At 53.9% G+C, this 17,334-nt stretch carries 11 protein-coding genes, 1 tRNA gene and 1 pseudogene; 5 read left to right on the top strand and 8 right to left on the bottom strand.

Features of this window, described 5'->3' with window-relative positions:
• Positions 1–36 precede the first annotated feature (36 nt).
• The 3 genes from FDZ78_RS06780 to metF all read left to right on the top strand — a co-directional run bounded on the left by FDZ78_RS06780 (position 37) and on the right by metF (position 3,516).
• Positions 37–969, top strand: coding sequence for a glycosyltransferase family 2 protein (locus tag FDZ78_RS06780; RefSeq protein ID WP_136408283.1), 933 nt, complete (start codon positions 37–39; stop codon positions 967–969).
• Positions 970–1,196: 227 nt separating this feature from the next.
• The gene (locus tag FDZ78_RS06775; RefSeq protein ID WP_136408282.1) at positions 1,197–2,474 is read left to right on the top strand and encodes a tetratricopeptide repeat protein; all 1,278 of its coding nucleotides are present in this window, start codon (positions 1,197–1,199) and stop codon (positions 2,472–2,474) included.
• 88 nt (positions 2,475–2,562) lie between these two features.
• On the top strand, positions 2,563–3,516 hold the full coding sequence (gene metF, locus FDZ78_RS06770; RefSeq protein WP_107032051.1) for a methylenetetrahydrofolate reductase [NAD(P)H]: 954 nt from the start codon (positions 2,563–2,565) through the stop codon (positions 3,514–3,516).
• 286 nt (positions 3,517–3,802) lie between these two features.
• On the opposite strand, the pseudogene recA reads toward metF, so the two are convergent.
• The 8 genes and pseudogenes from recA to FDZ78_RS06730 form a co-directional block, all read right to left on the bottom strand.
• Positions 3,803–4,786 (bottom strand): annotated as a pseudogene (gene recA, locus FDZ78_RS06765) (recombinase RecA); the annotation flags it as partial.
• A 589-nt stretch (positions 4,787–5,375) separates the two neighbouring features.
• Positions 5,376–6,599: a mechanosensitive ion channel family protein gene (locus FDZ78_RS06760; RefSeq protein WP_136408277.1), complete on the bottom strand. Its 1,224-nt coding sequence runs from the start codon at positions 6,597–6,599 to the stop codon at positions 5,376–5,378.
• Complete coding sequence (cysS, locus tag FDZ78_RS06755) at positions 6,584–8,059, bottom strand: cysteine--tRNA ligase (protein WP_107032094.1); 1,476 nt, start codon at positions 8,057–8,059, stop codon at positions 6,584–6,586. The genes FDZ78_RS06760 and cysS overlap by 16 nt, the downstream gene beginning before the upstream one ends.
• A 33-nt stretch (positions 8,060–8,092) precedes the next feature.
• The gene (locus tag FDZ78_RS06750; RefSeq protein WP_107032054.1) at positions 8,093–8,422 is read right to left on the bottom strand and encodes a DUF3467 domain-containing protein; all 330 of its coding nucleotides are present in this window, start codon (positions 8,420–8,422) and stop codon (positions 8,093–8,095) included.
• Between the two features lie 53 nt (positions 8,423–8,475).
• Complete coding sequence (ubiE, locus tag FDZ78_RS06745; RefSeq protein WP_240740359.1) at positions 8,476–9,219, bottom strand: bifunctional demethylmenaquinone methyltransferase/2-methoxy-6-polyprenyl-1,4-benzoquinol methylase UbiE; 744 nt, start codon at positions 9,217–9,219, stop codon at positions 8,476–8,478.
• On the bottom strand, positions 9,216–10,169 hold the full coding sequence (locus FDZ78_RS06740) for a phosphoribosylaminoimidazolesuccinocarboxamide synthase (RefSeq protein ID WP_123398752.1): 954 nt from the start codon (positions 10,167–10,169) through the stop codon (positions 9,216–9,218). The genes ubiE and FDZ78_RS06740 overlap by 4 nt, the downstream gene beginning before the upstream one ends.
• Positions 10,170–10,361: 192 nt before the next feature.
• The gene (locus FDZ78_RS06735; protein WP_168181965.1) at positions 10,362–14,294 is read right to left on the bottom strand and encodes a pectinesterase family protein; all 3,933 of its coding nucleotides are present in this window, start codon (positions 14,292–14,294) and stop codon (positions 10,362–10,364) included.
• A 184-nt stretch (positions 14,295–14,478) separates the two neighbouring features.
• Positions 14,479–15,165 (bottom strand): tol-pal system YbgF family protein, encoded by a 687-nt coding sequence (locus FDZ78_RS06730; RefSeq protein WP_107032057.1) that lies wholly within the window; start codon positions 15,163–15,165, stop codon positions 14,479–14,481.
• 228 nt (positions 15,166–15,393) lie between these two features.
• Here FDZ78_RS06730 and FDZ78_RS06725 point away from each other — a divergent pair.
• Both FDZ78_RS06725 and gadC read left to right on the top strand, forming a co-directional pair.
• Positions 15,394–15,468 (top strand) — tRNA-Pro (locus FDZ78_RS06725).
• 158 nt (positions 15,469–15,626) lie between these two features.
• The gene (gene gadC / locus FDZ78_RS06720) at positions 15,627–17,246 is read left to right on the top strand and encodes a putative glutamine/gamma-aminobutyrate antiporter GadC (protein WP_136408275.1); all 1,620 of its coding nucleotides are present in this window, start codon (positions 15,627–15,629) and stop codon (positions 17,244–17,246) included.
• The last annotated feature ends 88 nt before the right edge of the window (positions 17,247–17,334 follow it).

Genomic DNA, 17,334 nt, shown 5'->3' with positions numbered 1-17,334 from the left:
ATGTTGTTTTTAAACAACATCTAAACCTGCATCTCTATGACGGCCTCTCCTCTGATATCAGTAATTGTCCCGGTCTATAACTGTGCGGCGACGCTCGGACGCTGTGTGGACAGCCTGCTGAGGCAGGACTATGAGAATTTCGAACTGCTGCTGGTTGACGATGGTTCCAAGGACGGTTCCGTCTCCACATTGCGCCGCTTTTTCGACCGGCGAATCAGACTTCTTGCCAAGGAGAACGGCGGCCCGGCATCGGCCCGCAATTTCGGCCTTGACCATTGCTCGCCGGAGTCGGAACTGGTGTGCTTTGTGGATTCCGACGATTATGTTGACCGCGATTATCTCGGCAGCCTGCTTGCGGTCGGCGGAGATCTTGCAGTGACAGCGCTTGTCCATCACTATCCTGACGGCCGGATGGAGACTCAGCGGCTGTGTGACACGGAGTTCACTTCATTCAGTGACAACCGAGAGTTTCTTCAGGCTCTTGCCGGCGGCGCATTCAATCCCCCGGTCGGTAAACTATATTCCATGAAGCTTATCAGAGAGGCGCGACTGCGTTTCCCTGAGATCAGGCTGCTGGAGGATGTCAGCTTCAATTTCCGCTATCTTGAAGGATGCCGGTCGGTGAGGATGGCTGACAAGGCTGCCTATCATTATGTCCATCGTCAGGGCTCGGAGACATCACGGGCCGATATGGAGGCTGTGGACAATTACGAAAGTTTCCACCGGTATCTCCTCTCACGCTTTGATGCGGCCCTTGGCCGCGATGTGGACCGCTTTGTCTATCCGCAGTATATGGCGCTGATACTGCGCTTTCTGCGTAGTTCCGACACGGGCAAGGCGCGTGGCGCTCTACGGCGCGAGATGGTGCGCAGGAGTTTCGCGGCCCACCGCAGTTCTTCGGCAGGAGAATGGCTTGTCAAAACTCTCATACGCCTGCGTCTCTTCTCCCTTGCCAAGCGGCTTATCTGAATCTCCGGTTCAGGATGGCAAGAAATATTCCGAGGCGTGGCGATGTTTCAATGTGGTTACAGCTGTGAAAATTCGGTTACAATCAGGCATGATCGGGGTGTGGATGCTGTGGTTTCGGAGGGAATTTCGTAATTTTGTCGAGATGCAGCTTTTCAAAAGCGACTACATTCATTATAGAATACCTTTACTGAAGTGCAAATATTATAGACTGACAATCATATACTCCAATGAACGGACGATATTCAACCGAAGTAGCGAGGGCTATCCAGAAGATCTGGCTCAGCCATAGCCCGCGGCAGATGCGCGAGGGTTTCGAGATGCTGCGCAAGGCATCCGAGGCCGGAGATGCTGACGCTATGTGCTACTTTGCACGCTGCCATTTGGGCGAGAGCTATGTGTGGAGCGGAGCGGGTTTCCCGGTTGACGAGGATCTGGCTTCTGATCTGCTGAAAAAGGCTGTCAGGCTCGGCAGCGCCTCTGCGGTGCTGTGTGCGCTGCGCAATGGCAAACTTTCTCAGGATGTGGCCGGGGAGATGCCTTTCGGTTCGCTCTTTGAGGCCTATGAGGAGATACTTTCACAGGCCGAGGCCGGCGATGCGTTCTGTCTCTATATGATAGGCAATGTGATGTTCTGGGGCGATTATATGCTTATCTGCCCCGAAGAGGCCGAAAAATTTGCTTCGGCGGAGGAGTATAAGCGCTATGCCTATCCGATAGCGGCCGATTACTATCAGCAGTCGTTCGAAGCCGGTTTGGGGTCGGGGTTCGGAAATTACCGTACCATCTATGAGTCTGGGCTTGCCGGAATGGAGACAGAAGTCTTCGAGGAGCACATGGAGATGCTTGCCGAGACGGGCGATGCGCTGGTGTGTAACGACTACGGCAAGTGGCTTGAAGACGAGTATGACGATGCTCCGCATGCTTTCGAATATTACCGCAAGGCGGTGGAACTCGGCGATCAGAAGTCGGCCTACAATGTGGGCACTTGCTACGGACGCGGATATGGTGTGGACGAGGATACTGACAAGGCTTTCGAATATTATCTCATAGCCGCCCGCGACGGCCATCCGATGGCCCAGTTCCAGATAGGTAATTTTTATTTCGAGGGGCGCGGGAGCCTGCCGTGTGATTATTCGCAGGCCTACCGCTGGCTGTCAATGGCGCATGAAAACGCCGACTGTGACGAGCGGACTTCATGGCAGGCTGCGGCAGAGCTCGGCATACTGCTTCAGGATGGTCTCGGAACCTCGCAGGACGATTGTCAGGCCTATCGCTATCTGGCTGAGGCCGAGAGATATCTTGCTGATGTCTGGGAGCCGCTTGACGCTATGGTGCTCAACGCGCTGGGCGTGGCTTATGGCTTCGGGCGCGGCACGGATGAGAATATAAAGCTTGCGATAGATTATTTCGACCGGGCTATAGACTTCGGTCTGGAGAAGGCAAAGGCCAACAAAGCCCGTTTCCGCCGCGGTCTGTTCGGGCTTGGAAAATGGGCGCGGCGGTAGGAGGCCGGTAAAAGATCAGACGTCAGAGGAACGCGCACAGATATATGAGTATAGTACAATAAAAAAGATCAAGTATATCAGAAAAAGTATGAGAGTAATAGATCATCTTCAGGCCAATCCGGGCCGTACGGCTTTCTCGTTTGAGATATTGCCTCCGCTGAAGGGCAACAGTATCGAGAAGGTCTACAATATCATAGACAAACTCCGCGATTTCGATCCGAAGTATATCAATATAACATCGCACCACAGTGAGATGATTTTCAAGGAGATGCCTGACGGAAGTTTCCGCCCCCAGAAGATGCGCAAGCGCCCTGGATCGGTGGCTATCGCATCGGCTATACAGAACAAGTATGGCATCACTGCCGTGCCGCATATCATCTGCAAGGGTTTCACCCGCGATGAGACAGAATATGCGCTTATCGACCTTAATTTCCTCGGTGTTCACGATCTTCTGCTGCTCCGCGGCGACATAAAGGGCCCTGAGAAGTCTGATGATCCGACAAAAATCAACCGTCACGCCACAGACCTGCAGGCTCAGGTCAATGATTTCAACCGTGGAATCTACGCCGACGGGGAGACCTTCGAGCCGAATGCCACTCCGTTCAGCTATGGCATGGCCTGCTATCCGGAGAAGCATGAGGAGGCCCCTAACATGGACTCGGATCTCTACTATGCCAAGCAGAAGGTGGATGGCGGTGCGGACTATCTGGTGACACAGATGTTTTTTGACAACAGCAAGTATTTTGACTTCGTGGAGCGCTGCCGCAAGGCCGGTATCACGGTGCCCATCGTGCCCGGCATCAAGCCTGTGGTTTTCGCCAACCAGCTCAATGTGTTGCCACGTGTGTTCCGCTCGGATATCCCTGAGGCCTTTGCCTCAGAGCTGCGCAAGTGCAAGGATGATGCCGAAGTCAGAGAAGTAGGCATAGAGTGGTGTATCGGCCAGTGCCGCGATCTTATAGCCCACGGTGTGCCCAGTATCCATTTCTACACTCTGATGGCTTCCGAATCGGTTCGCCGCATAGCCAAAGAGATTTATTGACAGATCCTATTTCCCGGCTCTTCTTTCAGGGGGTGGCGGGACATAAAAAAGCGCGGATGCTCTCTATTTTTGGAAAGCATCCGCGCTTTTTCAAGTCGGTATGTGTGTGTTTCTCTTAGATGTCTTCTTCGATTGAGAAGTCGTCGGGCAGATCTTCGTCGTCAAAGAGGCCGTCGGCTATTGAGTTGATGTCATCGGCGCTGGGCTCGTCTTCATCATCCGAGGCTTTTGAGGCTGCTTTCTTTTCGGCAGGCTTCGGGCTCTTTTTGCCGGAAGTGGCTCCGCCCTTTTCTTTGAGGGCTTCCATGATGAGGTTTTCAAGTTCATCGGCGAGTTCGGGATTGTCGCGGATCACTCGCTTGGCTGCATCGCGTCCCTGGGCTATCTTGGTGTCATTGTAAGAGAACCAGGAGCCGCTTTTCTTGATGATGCCGAGCTCTACGCCGAGGTCGATGATCTCGCCGCTGCGCGAGATGCCTTCGCCGAACATGATGTCGAATTCAGCGCGCTTGAAAGGAGGCGCAACCTTGTTTTTTACAACCTTGACCTTGGTGAGTTTGCCGAGCACATCGTCACCGTCTTTGATAGCTGTGCTCGGACGGATGTCGATTCGGACAGAGGCGTAAAATTTGAGGGCGTTGCCGCCGGTGGTTGTCTCTGACGGACCGAACATCACGCCGATCTTCTCGCGCAGCTGGTTGATGAAGATGCAGGTGGTGTTGGTGCGGGAGATTGTGCCGGTCAGCTTTCTCATGGCCTGTGACATGAGGCGGGCCTGTACGCCCACGTTCTTGTCGCCCATGTCGCCGTCGATTTCGCTTTTGGGGGTCAGCGCGGCCACAGAGTCGATCACGAGGATGTCAATTGCCGAAGAGCGGATCAGCTGCTCGGCTATTTCGAGGGCCTGCTCGCCGTTGTCGGGCTGAGCCATGAAGAGGTTGTTGACGTCCACTCCGAGTTTTTCGGCGTAGAAACGGTCAAAGGCGTGTTCGGCATCGATTATCGCGGCTATGCCTCCTGCTTTCTGTGCTTCAGCTATGGCGTGGATGGCAAGGGTTGTCTTACCGGATGATTCCGGGCCGAAGATTTCGATGATTCGTCCTCGGGGGTAGCCTCCTACGCCGAGAGCGTAGTTCAGGCCTATGGATCCGGTGGGAATCACTTCCACGTCTTCAATATTTTCATCGCCGAGTTTCATGATGGCCCCGCGACCGTAGTTTTTCTCTATATTTCCAAGTGCCTGGTTGAGGGCGTTGAGCTTTGCTTTCATCGGGTCAAGCTCTTTGTCCTTCGGGGCCTTGATGGTGGTCTTTTTCTTTTCCATGTCTTTTTATTTCTATGGTCTAATTGTTTATGATGCAAAGTTAAGGCCGGTGGTGTGCCTTATCGGTGCACAGGTGTGCTAAAATGAGTTAATAATATGCGGTCCGGCAAAATTTTTCAGATTGCTAAATTAGCGATTTTTAGGGAGGTTGTCAAAAAAATTAGAAATAAATAAAAATTTTTTTGATTTGCAGTGAACCATTCTGCGGACGTGGTGTTTAATAAGTACATAGCAAAATTACTTTTTCCATTGCAAGAAATGTGATAATGATTGGTTTATAAAAGAATTAAAGCTGTCGGGAGACAGCTTTTTTCATGTCATTACGCCACCTGAGAGTAAAAAATATTGCCGTCCGAATAAAATTCGCCTTTGCGGTGAACTATTTTCCGGACGATATGTTTAATAAGTACATAGCAAAAATTACTTTTTCCATTGCAAGAAATGTGATAATGATTGGTTTATTAAACGAATAAAGGCTGTCGGGATGACAGCCTTCTTCGTTTATATACGTTTTGTGATTTCCTTCCGTGTCTGTTCAGCTTTGCCGTAAACCCTCGGCAAGCATGGCTATATCGCGGCCTGAGGGAGCCTGATAGACGCGCAGGCCGAAGCGGTGGACTGCTGCCAGCACATGGTCCGTGACAGAGGCTGTAAACAGCTCGTAGGGCTTCCACGATGTAAGCGAGGTGAAGAAGTATAGCTCCAGCGGAATGCCCTGCGGCGTGGGGGCAAGCTCACGCACCATGTAGATCATGTTGTCGTTGGTCTTCAGTTCAGGCAGGCGTGAGATGTAGTGTTCAAGATAGCGGCGGAACAGAGTCAGGTTGACATGCTGCGCTTCGGGGTCGAGATCGCCCCACCATTCTTCTTCTTTGAGTCTGTCGATGGTCCGGCGGTCGCAGAAGCTGACGCTGTCAACGTCAATGGTGACCGAGCGGTTTATGCGGCGTCCGCGCGAGTCAGACATGCCGCGCCAGTTCTGGAACGATTCGCTCACCAGAGAGTAGGGAGGCACGGTGACTATGGTCATGTCGAAATTCTGTACTTTCACGGTGGTGAGGCCTACTTCAAGCACAGTGCCGTTGATATTGCGCGCGGGCACCGTGATCCAGTCGCCGGGGCGTAGCATGTCGTTGAGCGTGAGCTGCACACCGGCCACCACTCCCATTATCGAGTCCTTGAACACCAGCATGAGCACCGTGGCTGCGGCACCGAGGCCGGTTATAACCGTAAGCGGATTCTTGTCGGCAAGGATGGAAATAATGATGATCACACCCACCGAGACGGAGATCACCTGGAGCATCTGCCTGATGCCTTTGAGCGAAGAGGCGCGCCCTGACGAGGAGCTTTCTATCAGCTCGTAGAGAGCCAGAAGGAAGCGGTTGACCAGATGGACTATGACGCATACAATCAGTATGCGGAACGTGAGCGACGTAATGGTCAGTAGCGTCGGATAAAGTGCGAGTGACGGCGGCAGGAAGGTCTGGAGCAGGAGCACACAGGCCAGTTCGGCTACCACGCGCAGCAGACGCGGGTTGAAGAGCACATCGTCCCACTTGGCTTCCGTGTGGCTGATCAGCCGGTCGATAGCCGGAATCACGTAGCGGGTGAGCGCATAGAACAGCAGCCAGGCGCATATGAGTATCGTCCCGGCTGTCAGTAAAGTGGCACAGGCGCGGAGCAGGCTGTCGCCCACTCCCCACCCGTGCAGTGTTTCGGAGGTCCATTTAAGGAACCCGGCTGTCAGCTCAGGCTCCATTCGGCACCGTCTTTAGTGTCTTTGACCGTGAAGCCGAGAGCGGCGAGACGGTCACGGATAAGATCTGACGTGGCCCAGTCTTTCGATGCTTTGGCCTTGGCTCTTACATCAAGAAGCAGCTCTACGGCTCCCTCGAAGGGCTTGAGGGCTTCGGCTGAGTCGCCTGCCATTTCGGTGCGGACACCGAGGATGTCGACAAGGAAGGTGTCAAACACGGTCTTCAGTTCGTCGATATCGGCCTGAGTGGCGGTGGCATGTCCGTCTTTCACCTGGTTGACCAGGCGCAGGGCATCGAACAGATTGGCAATGACCATCGGGGTGTTCATGTCATCGTCCATCGCCTCATAGCATTTGCGGCGGATGTCGCTCACGTCGATTGTAGAGCTTTCTGACGGCGTCAGCTCCTGCAGGCGGCGATAGCCTTCAAGCATGCGTCCGAGGGCTTTCTCAGAGGCTTTGAGGGCCTCGTTTGAGAAGTCGACTGTTCCGCGATAGTGGGCCTGGAGTATGAAGAAGCGTATGGTCATCGGCGAGTAGGGCTGTTCGAGCAGCGGATGAGTGCCGTTGAAGAACTCGTCGAGGGTTATGAAATTGCCCAGCGACTTGCCCATTTTCTTGCCGTTGATGGTGATCATGTTGTTGTGCATCCAGTAGCGCACTGTGTCATGACCGTTGTGAGCCACAGACTGGGCTATCTCGCATTCATGATGTGGGAACATGAGGTCCATGCCTCCGCCGTGGATGTCGAAGCTCTCACCGAGATATTTCTCGCCCATTGTAGAGCATTCAAGATGCCATCCGGGGAAGCCTTCGCTCCAGGGCGATGGCCAGTGCATGATATGTTCGGGCGCGGCCTTCTTCCAGAGGGCGAAGTCGGCGGGATGGTGTTTCTGATCCTGGCCGTCGAGCTCGCGGGTGTTGCTCAGAAGCTCGTCAACGTTGCGGCCCGACAGTTTGCCGTAGGGATGGTCTCGGTTGAATTTTGGCACATCGAAATAGACGGATCCGTCCGAGATATAGGCATAGCCGCTTTCAAGGATCTTTTTGATGTATTCGATCTGTTCGATGATGTGGCCTGACGCGTGAGGCTCGATTGAGGGCGGAAGCACGTTAAGAGCCTCCATAGCCTTATGGTAGCGGGTCAGATAGTGCTGCACCACTTCCATCGGTTCGAGCTGTTCGAGGCGGGCTTTCTTGGCTATCTTGTCCTCGCCGTCGTCGGCATCGTGTTCGAGATGGCCCACGTCGGTGATGTTGCGGACGTAGCGCACTTTGTAGCCCAGATGGCGCAGATAGCGGAAGAGTACGTCAAAGGTGATTGCCGGGCGGGCGTGGCCGAGATGGCCGTCGCCGTAGACTGTCGGACCGCAGACATACATGCCGACTTTGCCTTCATGCAGCGGTTTGAAAAGCTGCTTGGTGCGCGTCAGGGTGTTATAGATGGAAAAATTGTTTTCAATCAGATTCATAAGTCGCTTGCGTGATAGGGGGGATCAGGCTTTTCCGCCCATGATGAAGGGGTTGGGGATCTCGCCGCCGGGGTTGCCGCCGCCGTTTACCGGGCGTTTGGGGCGGATTTCGCCGAAAGTAGCTTCGTATTTCTTCACATTTTCCATGAGTGCGCCGAGCAGATTCTTGGCGTTTTCAGGAGTCATGATCACACGTGACTGCACTTTAGCCTGGGGCATGTTGGGTGCCATTGTGATGAAGTCGAGGAAGAATTCATTGGCACCGTGTGAAATCACTGCGAGATTCGAGTAGATGCCTTTGGCTACTTCGGGTGAAAGTTCGATCTTTATTTCGTTGGGATTGTTGTTTGCCATTGTCGTTTTAATTTTTTTGAGGTATAAGTTTATAAGATAAGATAGATCGGATGCTATGTTACGGGCTTGGTTGCCGTGTAGATACAGCATGTCCCGAAGGTCATCGGTATGAAGCGGGCTCCGGTAAAGCCTGCTTCTGCCATAAGGGCGCACATGCGCTCGCGCTGCGGCACTGCGGCTATTGATTCGGGCAGATAGCTGTAGGCGCGGACATCTTTGGATACAAGCCGCCCTACAGCGGGAATGATTCCGCGGGTGTAGAGCCTGTAGAACGGTCTGACAAACGCGGATGCGGGGGTGGAAAGCTCAAGGATCACTATCCGTCCTCCGGGACGTAAGACGCGCAGCATCTCGCGGTAGCCTGCGCCGAGGTCCTGAAAGTTACGGACACCGTAGGCGCAGGTGACTGAGTCAAACGAGCCGTCGGCGAAGGGTAGCGCCAGGCAGTCGGCTATGCCGAGGCTTACGCATTGTTCCAGCCCCTGCTCAGCTACTTTGCGGAGGCCTATCTCGACCATTCCTTCCGAGAGGTCAACGCCTGTGACCCTGCACGGGTTCAGGCGGCGGGCCATCAATATGGCCAGATCGCCTGTGCCGGTGGCTATGTCAAGGATCTCTCCGTGGGGTTCATGGCGCAGGAGGTCAACGGCCTTGCGCCGCCAGATGCGGTCAATGCCAAAGGTCATCGCCCGGTTCATGAAGTCATAAGCCGGGGCGATGGAGTCGAACATCTCGCGCACCTGATCAGCTTTGTGGCGGGAGTCGGAGTTGTAAGGTGTGATCTCTTCTACTTTCAAGGATTCAGAGTGTTGAGGCTGTCGAGCACGTTGCGTGCGATGCGGTCGTCAAGATGCTCTTCGGGAGCGGGAACGAATTTCTCGCCGGTGATGTGTTCGTAAAGCTCGATATAGCGTTCAGAGACTTCATTGCAGAATTCATCGGTCATTTCAGGCACCTGCTGGCCTTCCTTGCCCATGAAGCCGTGGTCCATAAGCCACTCGCGTACGAATTCTTTGGAGAGCTGGCGCTGGGGTTCGCCCTTGGCGAGGCGTTCCTCATAGCCTTCGGCATAGAAATAGCGTGAGGAGTCGGGGGTGTGGATCTCGTCGATGAGGATGACTTTTCCGTCACGCAGGCCGAATTCATATTTGGTGTCGACGAGGATCAGACCTTTTTCAGCAGCCATTTCCGAGCCGCGTTTGAAGAGGGCGCGGGTGTAGGCGGCCATAGTGTCGAACTGTTCCTCGGTCACGATGCCCTGAGCGATGGCTTCCTCGCGCGAGATGTTTTCGTCGTGTCCGGCATCGGCTTTGGTGGTCGGGGTGATGATCGGTTCGGGGAAACGCTGGTTTTCCACCATTCCTTCGGGGAGCTTGACGCCGCAGAGTTCACGCATGCCGTTTTTGTATTCACGCCAGGCGCTTCCTGCGAGATAGCCGCGGATAATCATTTCCAGACGCAGGCCTTCGCAGCGGTAGCCCACGGTCACCATCGGGTCGGGAACCGCAATCTTCCAGTTGGGAACGATATCAGCGGTAGCGTCGAGAAACGAAGCTGCGATCTGATTGAGTGCCTGCCCCTTGTAGGGTATTCCTTTGGGTAGAATTACGTCGAAAGCCGAGATGCGGTCGGTTGCGACCATGACAAGCAGATCGTCATTGATGGTGTAGACGTCGCGTACTTTGCCGTGGTAGACAGCGGTCTGTCCCGGAAAGTTGAAATCGGTGTTGACCAGAGTTGTAGCCATAGAGATTGGGAAAATGAATGGTTGTGTTTGTTGATTGCTGCAAATTTACAAAAAATTGCGGTAAAAAACCTGCCGCCACCGGAATAAACATGATGATTTTTCAGGCCGCTCTGTAAAGAGGCGTGAGCATCGCATGATTCCGTGTTGACGGCAGGTTTTATGATTTTCGATAGATTGCTGTCAGACAGCTTCTCAGAGTTTGATCTTCAGTGTGACGGGAGTGATGGAGCGTGACGAGACGCGCAGCAGCAGGATTCCTTCTGGCAGATGGGCGAGGCTTGTCTCGGCTGAAGAGATGGTCTGCATGGCTATGCGGCGACCGTCGATACCGTAGACCTCAAGCAGAGCGCCTATGCTGGTTTCGCCCACGCGGAGGCTGCGGTTCGCACTATCATAGTCTATTCGGTTGTCGACACTGATATTGCCGATCGAGCTTTCGCGGAAGTCATTGTCGGAGAGTTCGCCCATCAGCGAGTTGAGCCACACTTCAAGCGCGGTGTAGCCCTCAGCGTTGACCAGGTTGTTGTCAGGTGTGGTCGGGTCGAGGTTGTTGGCCTTTTCCCATTCATCGGGCATTCCGTCACCATCGGTGTCGGCCGGAACTGTGTAGTCGCTGCGGTAGGGGAAGAAGCCTTCGGCATCGGCTTCGGTGTCGATCATGCCCATCCCGGCGCCTGCGAAGTCACCGCTGAATGTGACCTTGCCGTTTTTCACATCGTCAGCCACACGGCGTTCTACTTTGTCGCGGTTGATGGTGCCTGCTTTCTCGACTACGGTCTTGAAGGCTTCTTCGGCGCTCTGTATGTCATAAAGCATATAGTTTTCCGGTATATATCTGCCGGTCGGACCGAGGGCGGAGTGCTGATACCAGGGGGTTGCGGTGACAATGCGCTGGTCGGCGCGGATGTCGGCAAGCGTGTAGCTTCCCTCAACGGCTATGGCAGTCCAGTTGTCGGCGTTGGCCGAGGGGAATCCTTCGGCTATATTGCCGTTGATATACCATTTGGCCGGGCCCCATGAAGTGGCTCCGCTGCGGGCATAGCTTGAGTTTACGAATTCGATGCGGGTCTTGTCTGACCATGGTCCGGGCTTGTAATAGTTGTTTATGAAGTTGCATTCATGGACTGAGTTCAGTCCGGTGTAGTTTGACACCGGAGCTGTGTTTTCGCCACCATAGCAGCCTCCGCGTTTGCCATAGTTGTAGTTGACGTTGTTGACATATTCCATGAACACCACGTGGTCCTCGCCGCGGGCTCCGTTGAAACGTGGCGAACGGGAATTGTTGTGGGCAAGAAGATTGTGGTGGTAGGTGGCAGGCGATCCGCCCCACTGGCAGGCATAGCCGCGCTCGTCTTTGACGTGGCCGGCGTTATAGAGGCCTTCGTGTAGCATGGAATACTGCACGGTCAGGAAGTGTGAGTCGGCGGTGTTCATGTTTTCCTCTGTCGACCATCCGAAGGAGCAGTGGTCGAAAATAAAGTTCGAGCAGTTTTCGGCTCCGAGGGCGTTGTTGGCTATGATCTGGCCTGACATGTCTTTCTGCCCGATGCGGAAACGCATGTTGCGGACAATGAAGTTCTGTGATCCGCCAACGTTGAGTTTGTTACGGGTGATGACGATTCCTTCGCCGGGAGCGGTCTGTCCGGCCAGGGTCCAGTTGGCTCTTTTCACATTCAGGGGGCTTGCCAGAGCTATGTCTCCGCTGACTTCGAAGATGATTGTCAGTGGCTCGCCTTTGTGCTGGTCGAATGCCCAGCGGAGTGTTCCGGCTGTGCCGTCGTCGGCAGTCGAGGTGACTTTGACCACCTTGCCGCCACGTCCGCCGGTGGCATATTTTCCGAATCCTTCGGCTGTCGGGAAGGCCATGAGACGGGCTGCTTCGCTTGCGCTGACGGCTTTCGTGGTGACGCCGTGGCGTGAAATGGATGCCACGCTGAATTCAGAGGCTTCTGCTCCGGCGGGGAGCGTATAGCTTGTCTCCACGCTCAGACATTCCATTTTGCCGTTGCGGTATATGATGTAACCCGCTGCATCTTCTCCGCTCTCCCAGGAGAATGACGAAGGGCTTACGGTGAAGTTGCAGGGTTCGGCGGTGCCGCTTAGTATTGCTTTGAAGTCAAAGGGTATCTCTGATGCTTTTTTGAACAGGAACTCAGGACTGATGTAGGCGGCGACTTCCGCGTCTGAAGCCTGGCTGGAGAAGGCGGCGCGGCGCGAAATGTCGGCCGGAGAGCCGTCGGCGTTGAGGTTTTTGTATTCGTAAAGCGACGCTGAGTTTTCCGATCCGTTCCAGTCTTTCCAGCCTTCAGCCTTTATGTGATTGCCGAGGCGGCAGTTCAGGAACATGCTTCCGGAATTCACCTTCCAGGGACGGCCGAGGTAATAGGTTGAGGCTCCTGTGCCTTCGCCGGCCATAATGTTGCAGCTGTTGAAGAAGAGCCCTGCGCGGAATGCCTGTGCAGAGAGTTCGGGATAGAATGTGCGGTTGAGGGTCAGTCCGGCTTCAGCAGGAGCGGTGATGTAGCCGCCATTGGGGTTGTAGAGGCAGATGATGTCGCAGCCTTCGAACCATTCCAGGCCTCCGTCATAGATGAAGTCAGTTGAGCCGCTGATCTTGCAGCCGGTGAAGTAACCGCGGGCACCGGTGTTGGCTTTATATGTGTCCTGGAAGCCTTCGAGGATGCAGTTTTTGAACAGATGGGCGTCCGCTGCGGTGTAGAGTGCTTCGGCCTGTCCGACATTGCCTGAGGTGTTGCGGATGGTGAGGTTTTCGGCGTAGAAGCGTTCGGTGAACACGTTGAGGGCCGCGCAGTCGGTGTAACTGTTGCCGCTTGAGCCTCCGCGGTTGACTGATGATGTCAGAATAGTCGTTGCGGCATCGGCGCCGATGAGGGAGATGAATTTATTGTGATTCTCCTTGGTGCCGGCGTAGATGTTTTCGTCATAGATGCCTGAAGCTATGTATATTATGCCTCTCGTTCCGTCAGGAACGGCGTTGATGGCGGCCTGTATAGTGCTGTAGTCGCCTGAACCGTCGGGATTGACATAGAGCAGGGTGACGGGCGCGTTTTCATCAGGCGCAGGCTTCTGGTTGCCTTCCTGGGTGAATCCGAATTTGCTGAGGTCGCTGAGTTCGCCCACATCTCCTACCGGATTAGCTTTGGCATAGTCGGCCTGCTCGGCGCTTATGCGGTCGCCGAATATCTGGAGCTTGTGAACTCTCGGTGCCTGCTTCGTTGCCAGCGGGTCTATGGCCTGCCAGTCAAACGGCGCTTTCTGCACCTGGTCATCGGCATTAGCCTTGCCGTCGCCGTCCCACACGCGCCAGCGCAGTGACACGTCATGACGGTCAATGATATTTTCCATGAAGTAACCTTGGTCGGAGAATACGGTCCAGCCTTGTTTCTGCTTTTCGGAACCGGCCCAGACGAGCGGCTTCCACTCTCCGTCACCGATTTTGATGTCGCACTTTATGCCTCTGCCCCATGAAGTGGATGACCATGACCACTGGATGCGTTCCACATAAGGTATGTGGTCTATCTCCATCCATCCGTGGAGAGAGGAGGTCTTGTCAAGAGAGGCTCCACGACACATCTGCACGAAGCCTGCTTCGCCTTTGACCGGACGGCCGTTTTCATAAACCACATTGTCTTCGAGCATCACCGTGTGGCCCGGACTTTTCCAGTCGTTGTACCCATAGTCGGGTCTGCCAGGGGCCGATTCATTGTGGTAGAACTGGCGGCTGAATGCGGCAGTAGCGGCCGCAGAACCTCCGTTTGATGCTTTGGTGGCAAAGGTGCAGTTGTGGAACAGCACCGGATAGGTCACTCCTTCTGTCCCGATGACCGGCACGTTTATTATGGCGTTGACATAGGTGTCATCAGCCCATTCCGGACACGCTCTTCCGGTCCATTTGTCCGGTTTGGAGGGGTCCTTAGGCCATGTGTCGGGCCATGATGTGTCTGAAAAGTTTATGTCAATGATTTTGGGTGATGTTGAAGCGTTGCTCCACTTTTCAACCGCTCCATCCGGATCTGAGACGGCAGCACTTGCCGGCAGCGGTAGGCATTGCAGGCCGGAGGCCAGGAGTGCTCCCGCCATTAAATAGCGGTAAATTTGTTTCATGTGTAATGATTTGGAAGGCATATGAAAGATAATTAAGGGTGTCGGATTATAATTGGTGTCTGATGTATAATTAAATAAATTGCCTGATGTCTGTTGAAAAAAACACTTGCCCAGGACCGTGTTTAGCCGGTCGGCAGGGCAAGCGTCTGTATTGTTGTTTGAAATTGAATGCGCTGGATGTGCTTTATTTTGCAGCGGCGTCTTTGGCGCGTTCGAGATATTTCTGCATGTCCACACCGATCTCGGCTCCGTAGTTGGGATATTCCTTTACGATCTGCTCGTAGACGGTGGCTTCAGCCTTGTAGTCTTTCTGTTCGCGGAGCACTGTGGCTTCCTTGAGAAGGAACGCGGGTGTGTAGTGGGGATTGTTGTCAGAGATCTTCACTGCGCTCTTGTAGCATTCGATGGCCTGGGGATACTGCTTGAGGTTTACATAGCAGTCACCTTCAAGTGATTTTGCAGCGGCGCCGATGATTGATTCTGTGGCATCATAATTTTTAAGGTGATTGAGTGCGTCCTCATATTTGCCCTGCTTGTAGAGAAGGATAGCGGCGTTGAGGTTGGCAAGGTTGCCGGCAGAGTAGCCGTGGTCGGCTGCCACCTGCTGGTATTTGGCGAGGGCTATCGAGTCGTTGCCCATCAGAAGCTCCATGTCGGCCTGGCCGAGGGCATTGTTGGCGGCGTTTTGTCCGGGCTGGCGGATGGCATAGACGTAGATCAGGACAGCTGCTACGACTGCGGCCACTGCGATGCACGACCATACGATGATTTTAGGGTTGCTCTGCACCTTTTCGCCGAGGCCGGTGAGAGTGTCGTTTACCTCGTCGATAGAGGTGTGGATCTGTTCGTTGTTGGGCTTGTTATTTGCCATTGTTATGTGATTCGTTTTTGATTTATTCAGATTCCGGTGCGACTAAAAGCCTTGTTTTTAGCTCGTTGTCGCGTTCCAAAGTGCAAAATTAATACATATTCTCCAATAAATGAAATTTTTAGCCTGATTTTTGACCGCTGTCTGTCGGATTCTTCACTGATTTTTGGTGTTCACATGTGTCAGGGGTTGCATAATTGAAAAATAATGTCTAACTTTGCGCCATAGTTCCGGGGCGTAGCGCAGTCCGGTTAGCGCACCTGCTTTGGGAGCAGGGGGTCGCGAGTTCGAATCCCGCCACCCCGACGAACATTTCAGCCGCAGGCTTCAGATCGCAAGATCCGAGGCCTGCGCTTTTTTATATAGGTGAGATGGCTGATTCATTGGCCTTATGCAAACCTTTGCCAAGGCGGGTGCGTTGAAAATAAGTCTGGGTATGAATATACAAAAATAGGCTTATGAATATGAACAAGAAATCTGTCACTACGCCTGATGAATCGCCTGTAACGGCGTCAGGACGTAAGAAAATCGTATCGACGGCCAAAGGATCAGTCACTATGGCGGCTATGGCTGTCCTGATCGTTACGTCGATTCTGAGTCTTCGCGGGTTGCCGTCGGAGGCGAAATATTGTGTCCAGTCGATATTCTACTATCTTTTTGCGGCTTTGGTGTTTCTGCTGCCGTTTTCGCTGGTGTGTGCCGAGCTGGCTTCCACCTATACCAAGAGCGGAGGTCTCTACCGTTGGGTGTCGGAGGCTTTCGGTCCACGATGGGGTTGGACGGCCATGTATCTGGAGTGGCAGACAATAGTGATATGGTTCCCTACCGTGCTTATGTTCGGTGCGGCTTCATTAGCCTATATATTCTGGCCTGAAAGTTTCGATGCTGCCCTGGCTTCGAACAAGGTCTACACTATTGTGATAGCGATGCTGATGTATTGGCTTGCCACATTCAACGCCTTCCGCGGACAGCGTTCGGCGAACCTGCTGAGTACCTGCGGCGGCCTGGTGGGCACCATCATTCCCGGCGCAGTGCTGATTGTGCTTGCCGTTCTCTATGTCTGCCTCGGCAAGCAGGTCAATCTCACCGACGTTTCGTTTTTCCCTGATTTCGGCAATGCCGGAACAATAGTCCTTGCCGCCTCGATATTTCTGTTCTATGCGGGCATGGAGCTTCAGGCTGTCCATATCAATGACATGAGCAATCCGGCGAGAGATTTCCCGAAGTCGGTTTTTCTCGCTATAATAGTGATTGTGGCTGTCTATGCGCTCGGCACTCTTGCCATAGGCATCATCATACCGTCTGACAATATCGATCTGCTGCAGTCGCTGCTTGTGGCTTATAAGTCTCTGTGGGCTTCGTTCGGACTGAGCTGGCTCGGCAATGTGATGGCTCTGCTTATTATGATAGGTGTGATAGGGCAGATCAGTGCTCTTGTCACCGGTCCGGCAACAGGCCTGATGGCCGTAGCGCAGTCGGGATATCTTCCGCGGTCACTTCAGACAGTGAACAAAAATGGTGTCAACAAGCCGATCCTCTTGATCGAGGGTGTGTTTGTGTCGCTGCTTTGCCTGGTGCTGATTGTGCTGCCTACCGTGGAGTCGGCCTATCAGATCATGTCGCAGATGGCCACCATAATATATCTGATCATGGTGCTGCTGATCTATGGGGCTTTTATCCGTCTGCGCCGTGTGGCTCCGGGTCGCAAGCGCGGATTCAGAGTTCCGGGTGGAAAAGTCGGTGAGGTGATTGTCTGCGGGCTCGGCATTCTCGGAGCCTTGCTTGCGCTGGTGCTGAGTTTCCTGCCTCCGTCACAGATCTCTACCGGTTCGCCGGTGGTCTACGTGGGTATAATCATTATAGGTGTGGCTGTTTTCCTCGCCATTCCTCTTGTGGTCTATGCCAGACGTAAGCCGTCATGGCGTAATCCTGATGCTCATTTCTATCCTTTTGACTGGCAGATAGAGGGCCGCAAGCCTGATCAGGTGTCGAAGTGGGTTCCGGGCTATGAGCCTACCGAGCAGGAGGTGGAGGAGGCTGAAACCGTTGCCATAGCCCGCCACGGCAGTGAGCCACATATGTAGCGGCCTCAGTCATGGCGTTTTGTCTGGGTAAAAGCAACGGCCCTCTGACCCGGAGCGCGCTTGAAGAGCGTTGTGGCGGGGCAGAGGA

This window comes from Duncaniella sp. B8, from assembly GCF_005304985.1.
Taxonomy (GTDB): domain Bacteria; phylum Bacteroidota; class Bacteroidia; order Bacteroidales; family Muribaculaceae; genus Duncaniella; species Duncaniella muris.
This window is presented reverse-complemented; position numbering and strand designations above follow the sequence as displayed.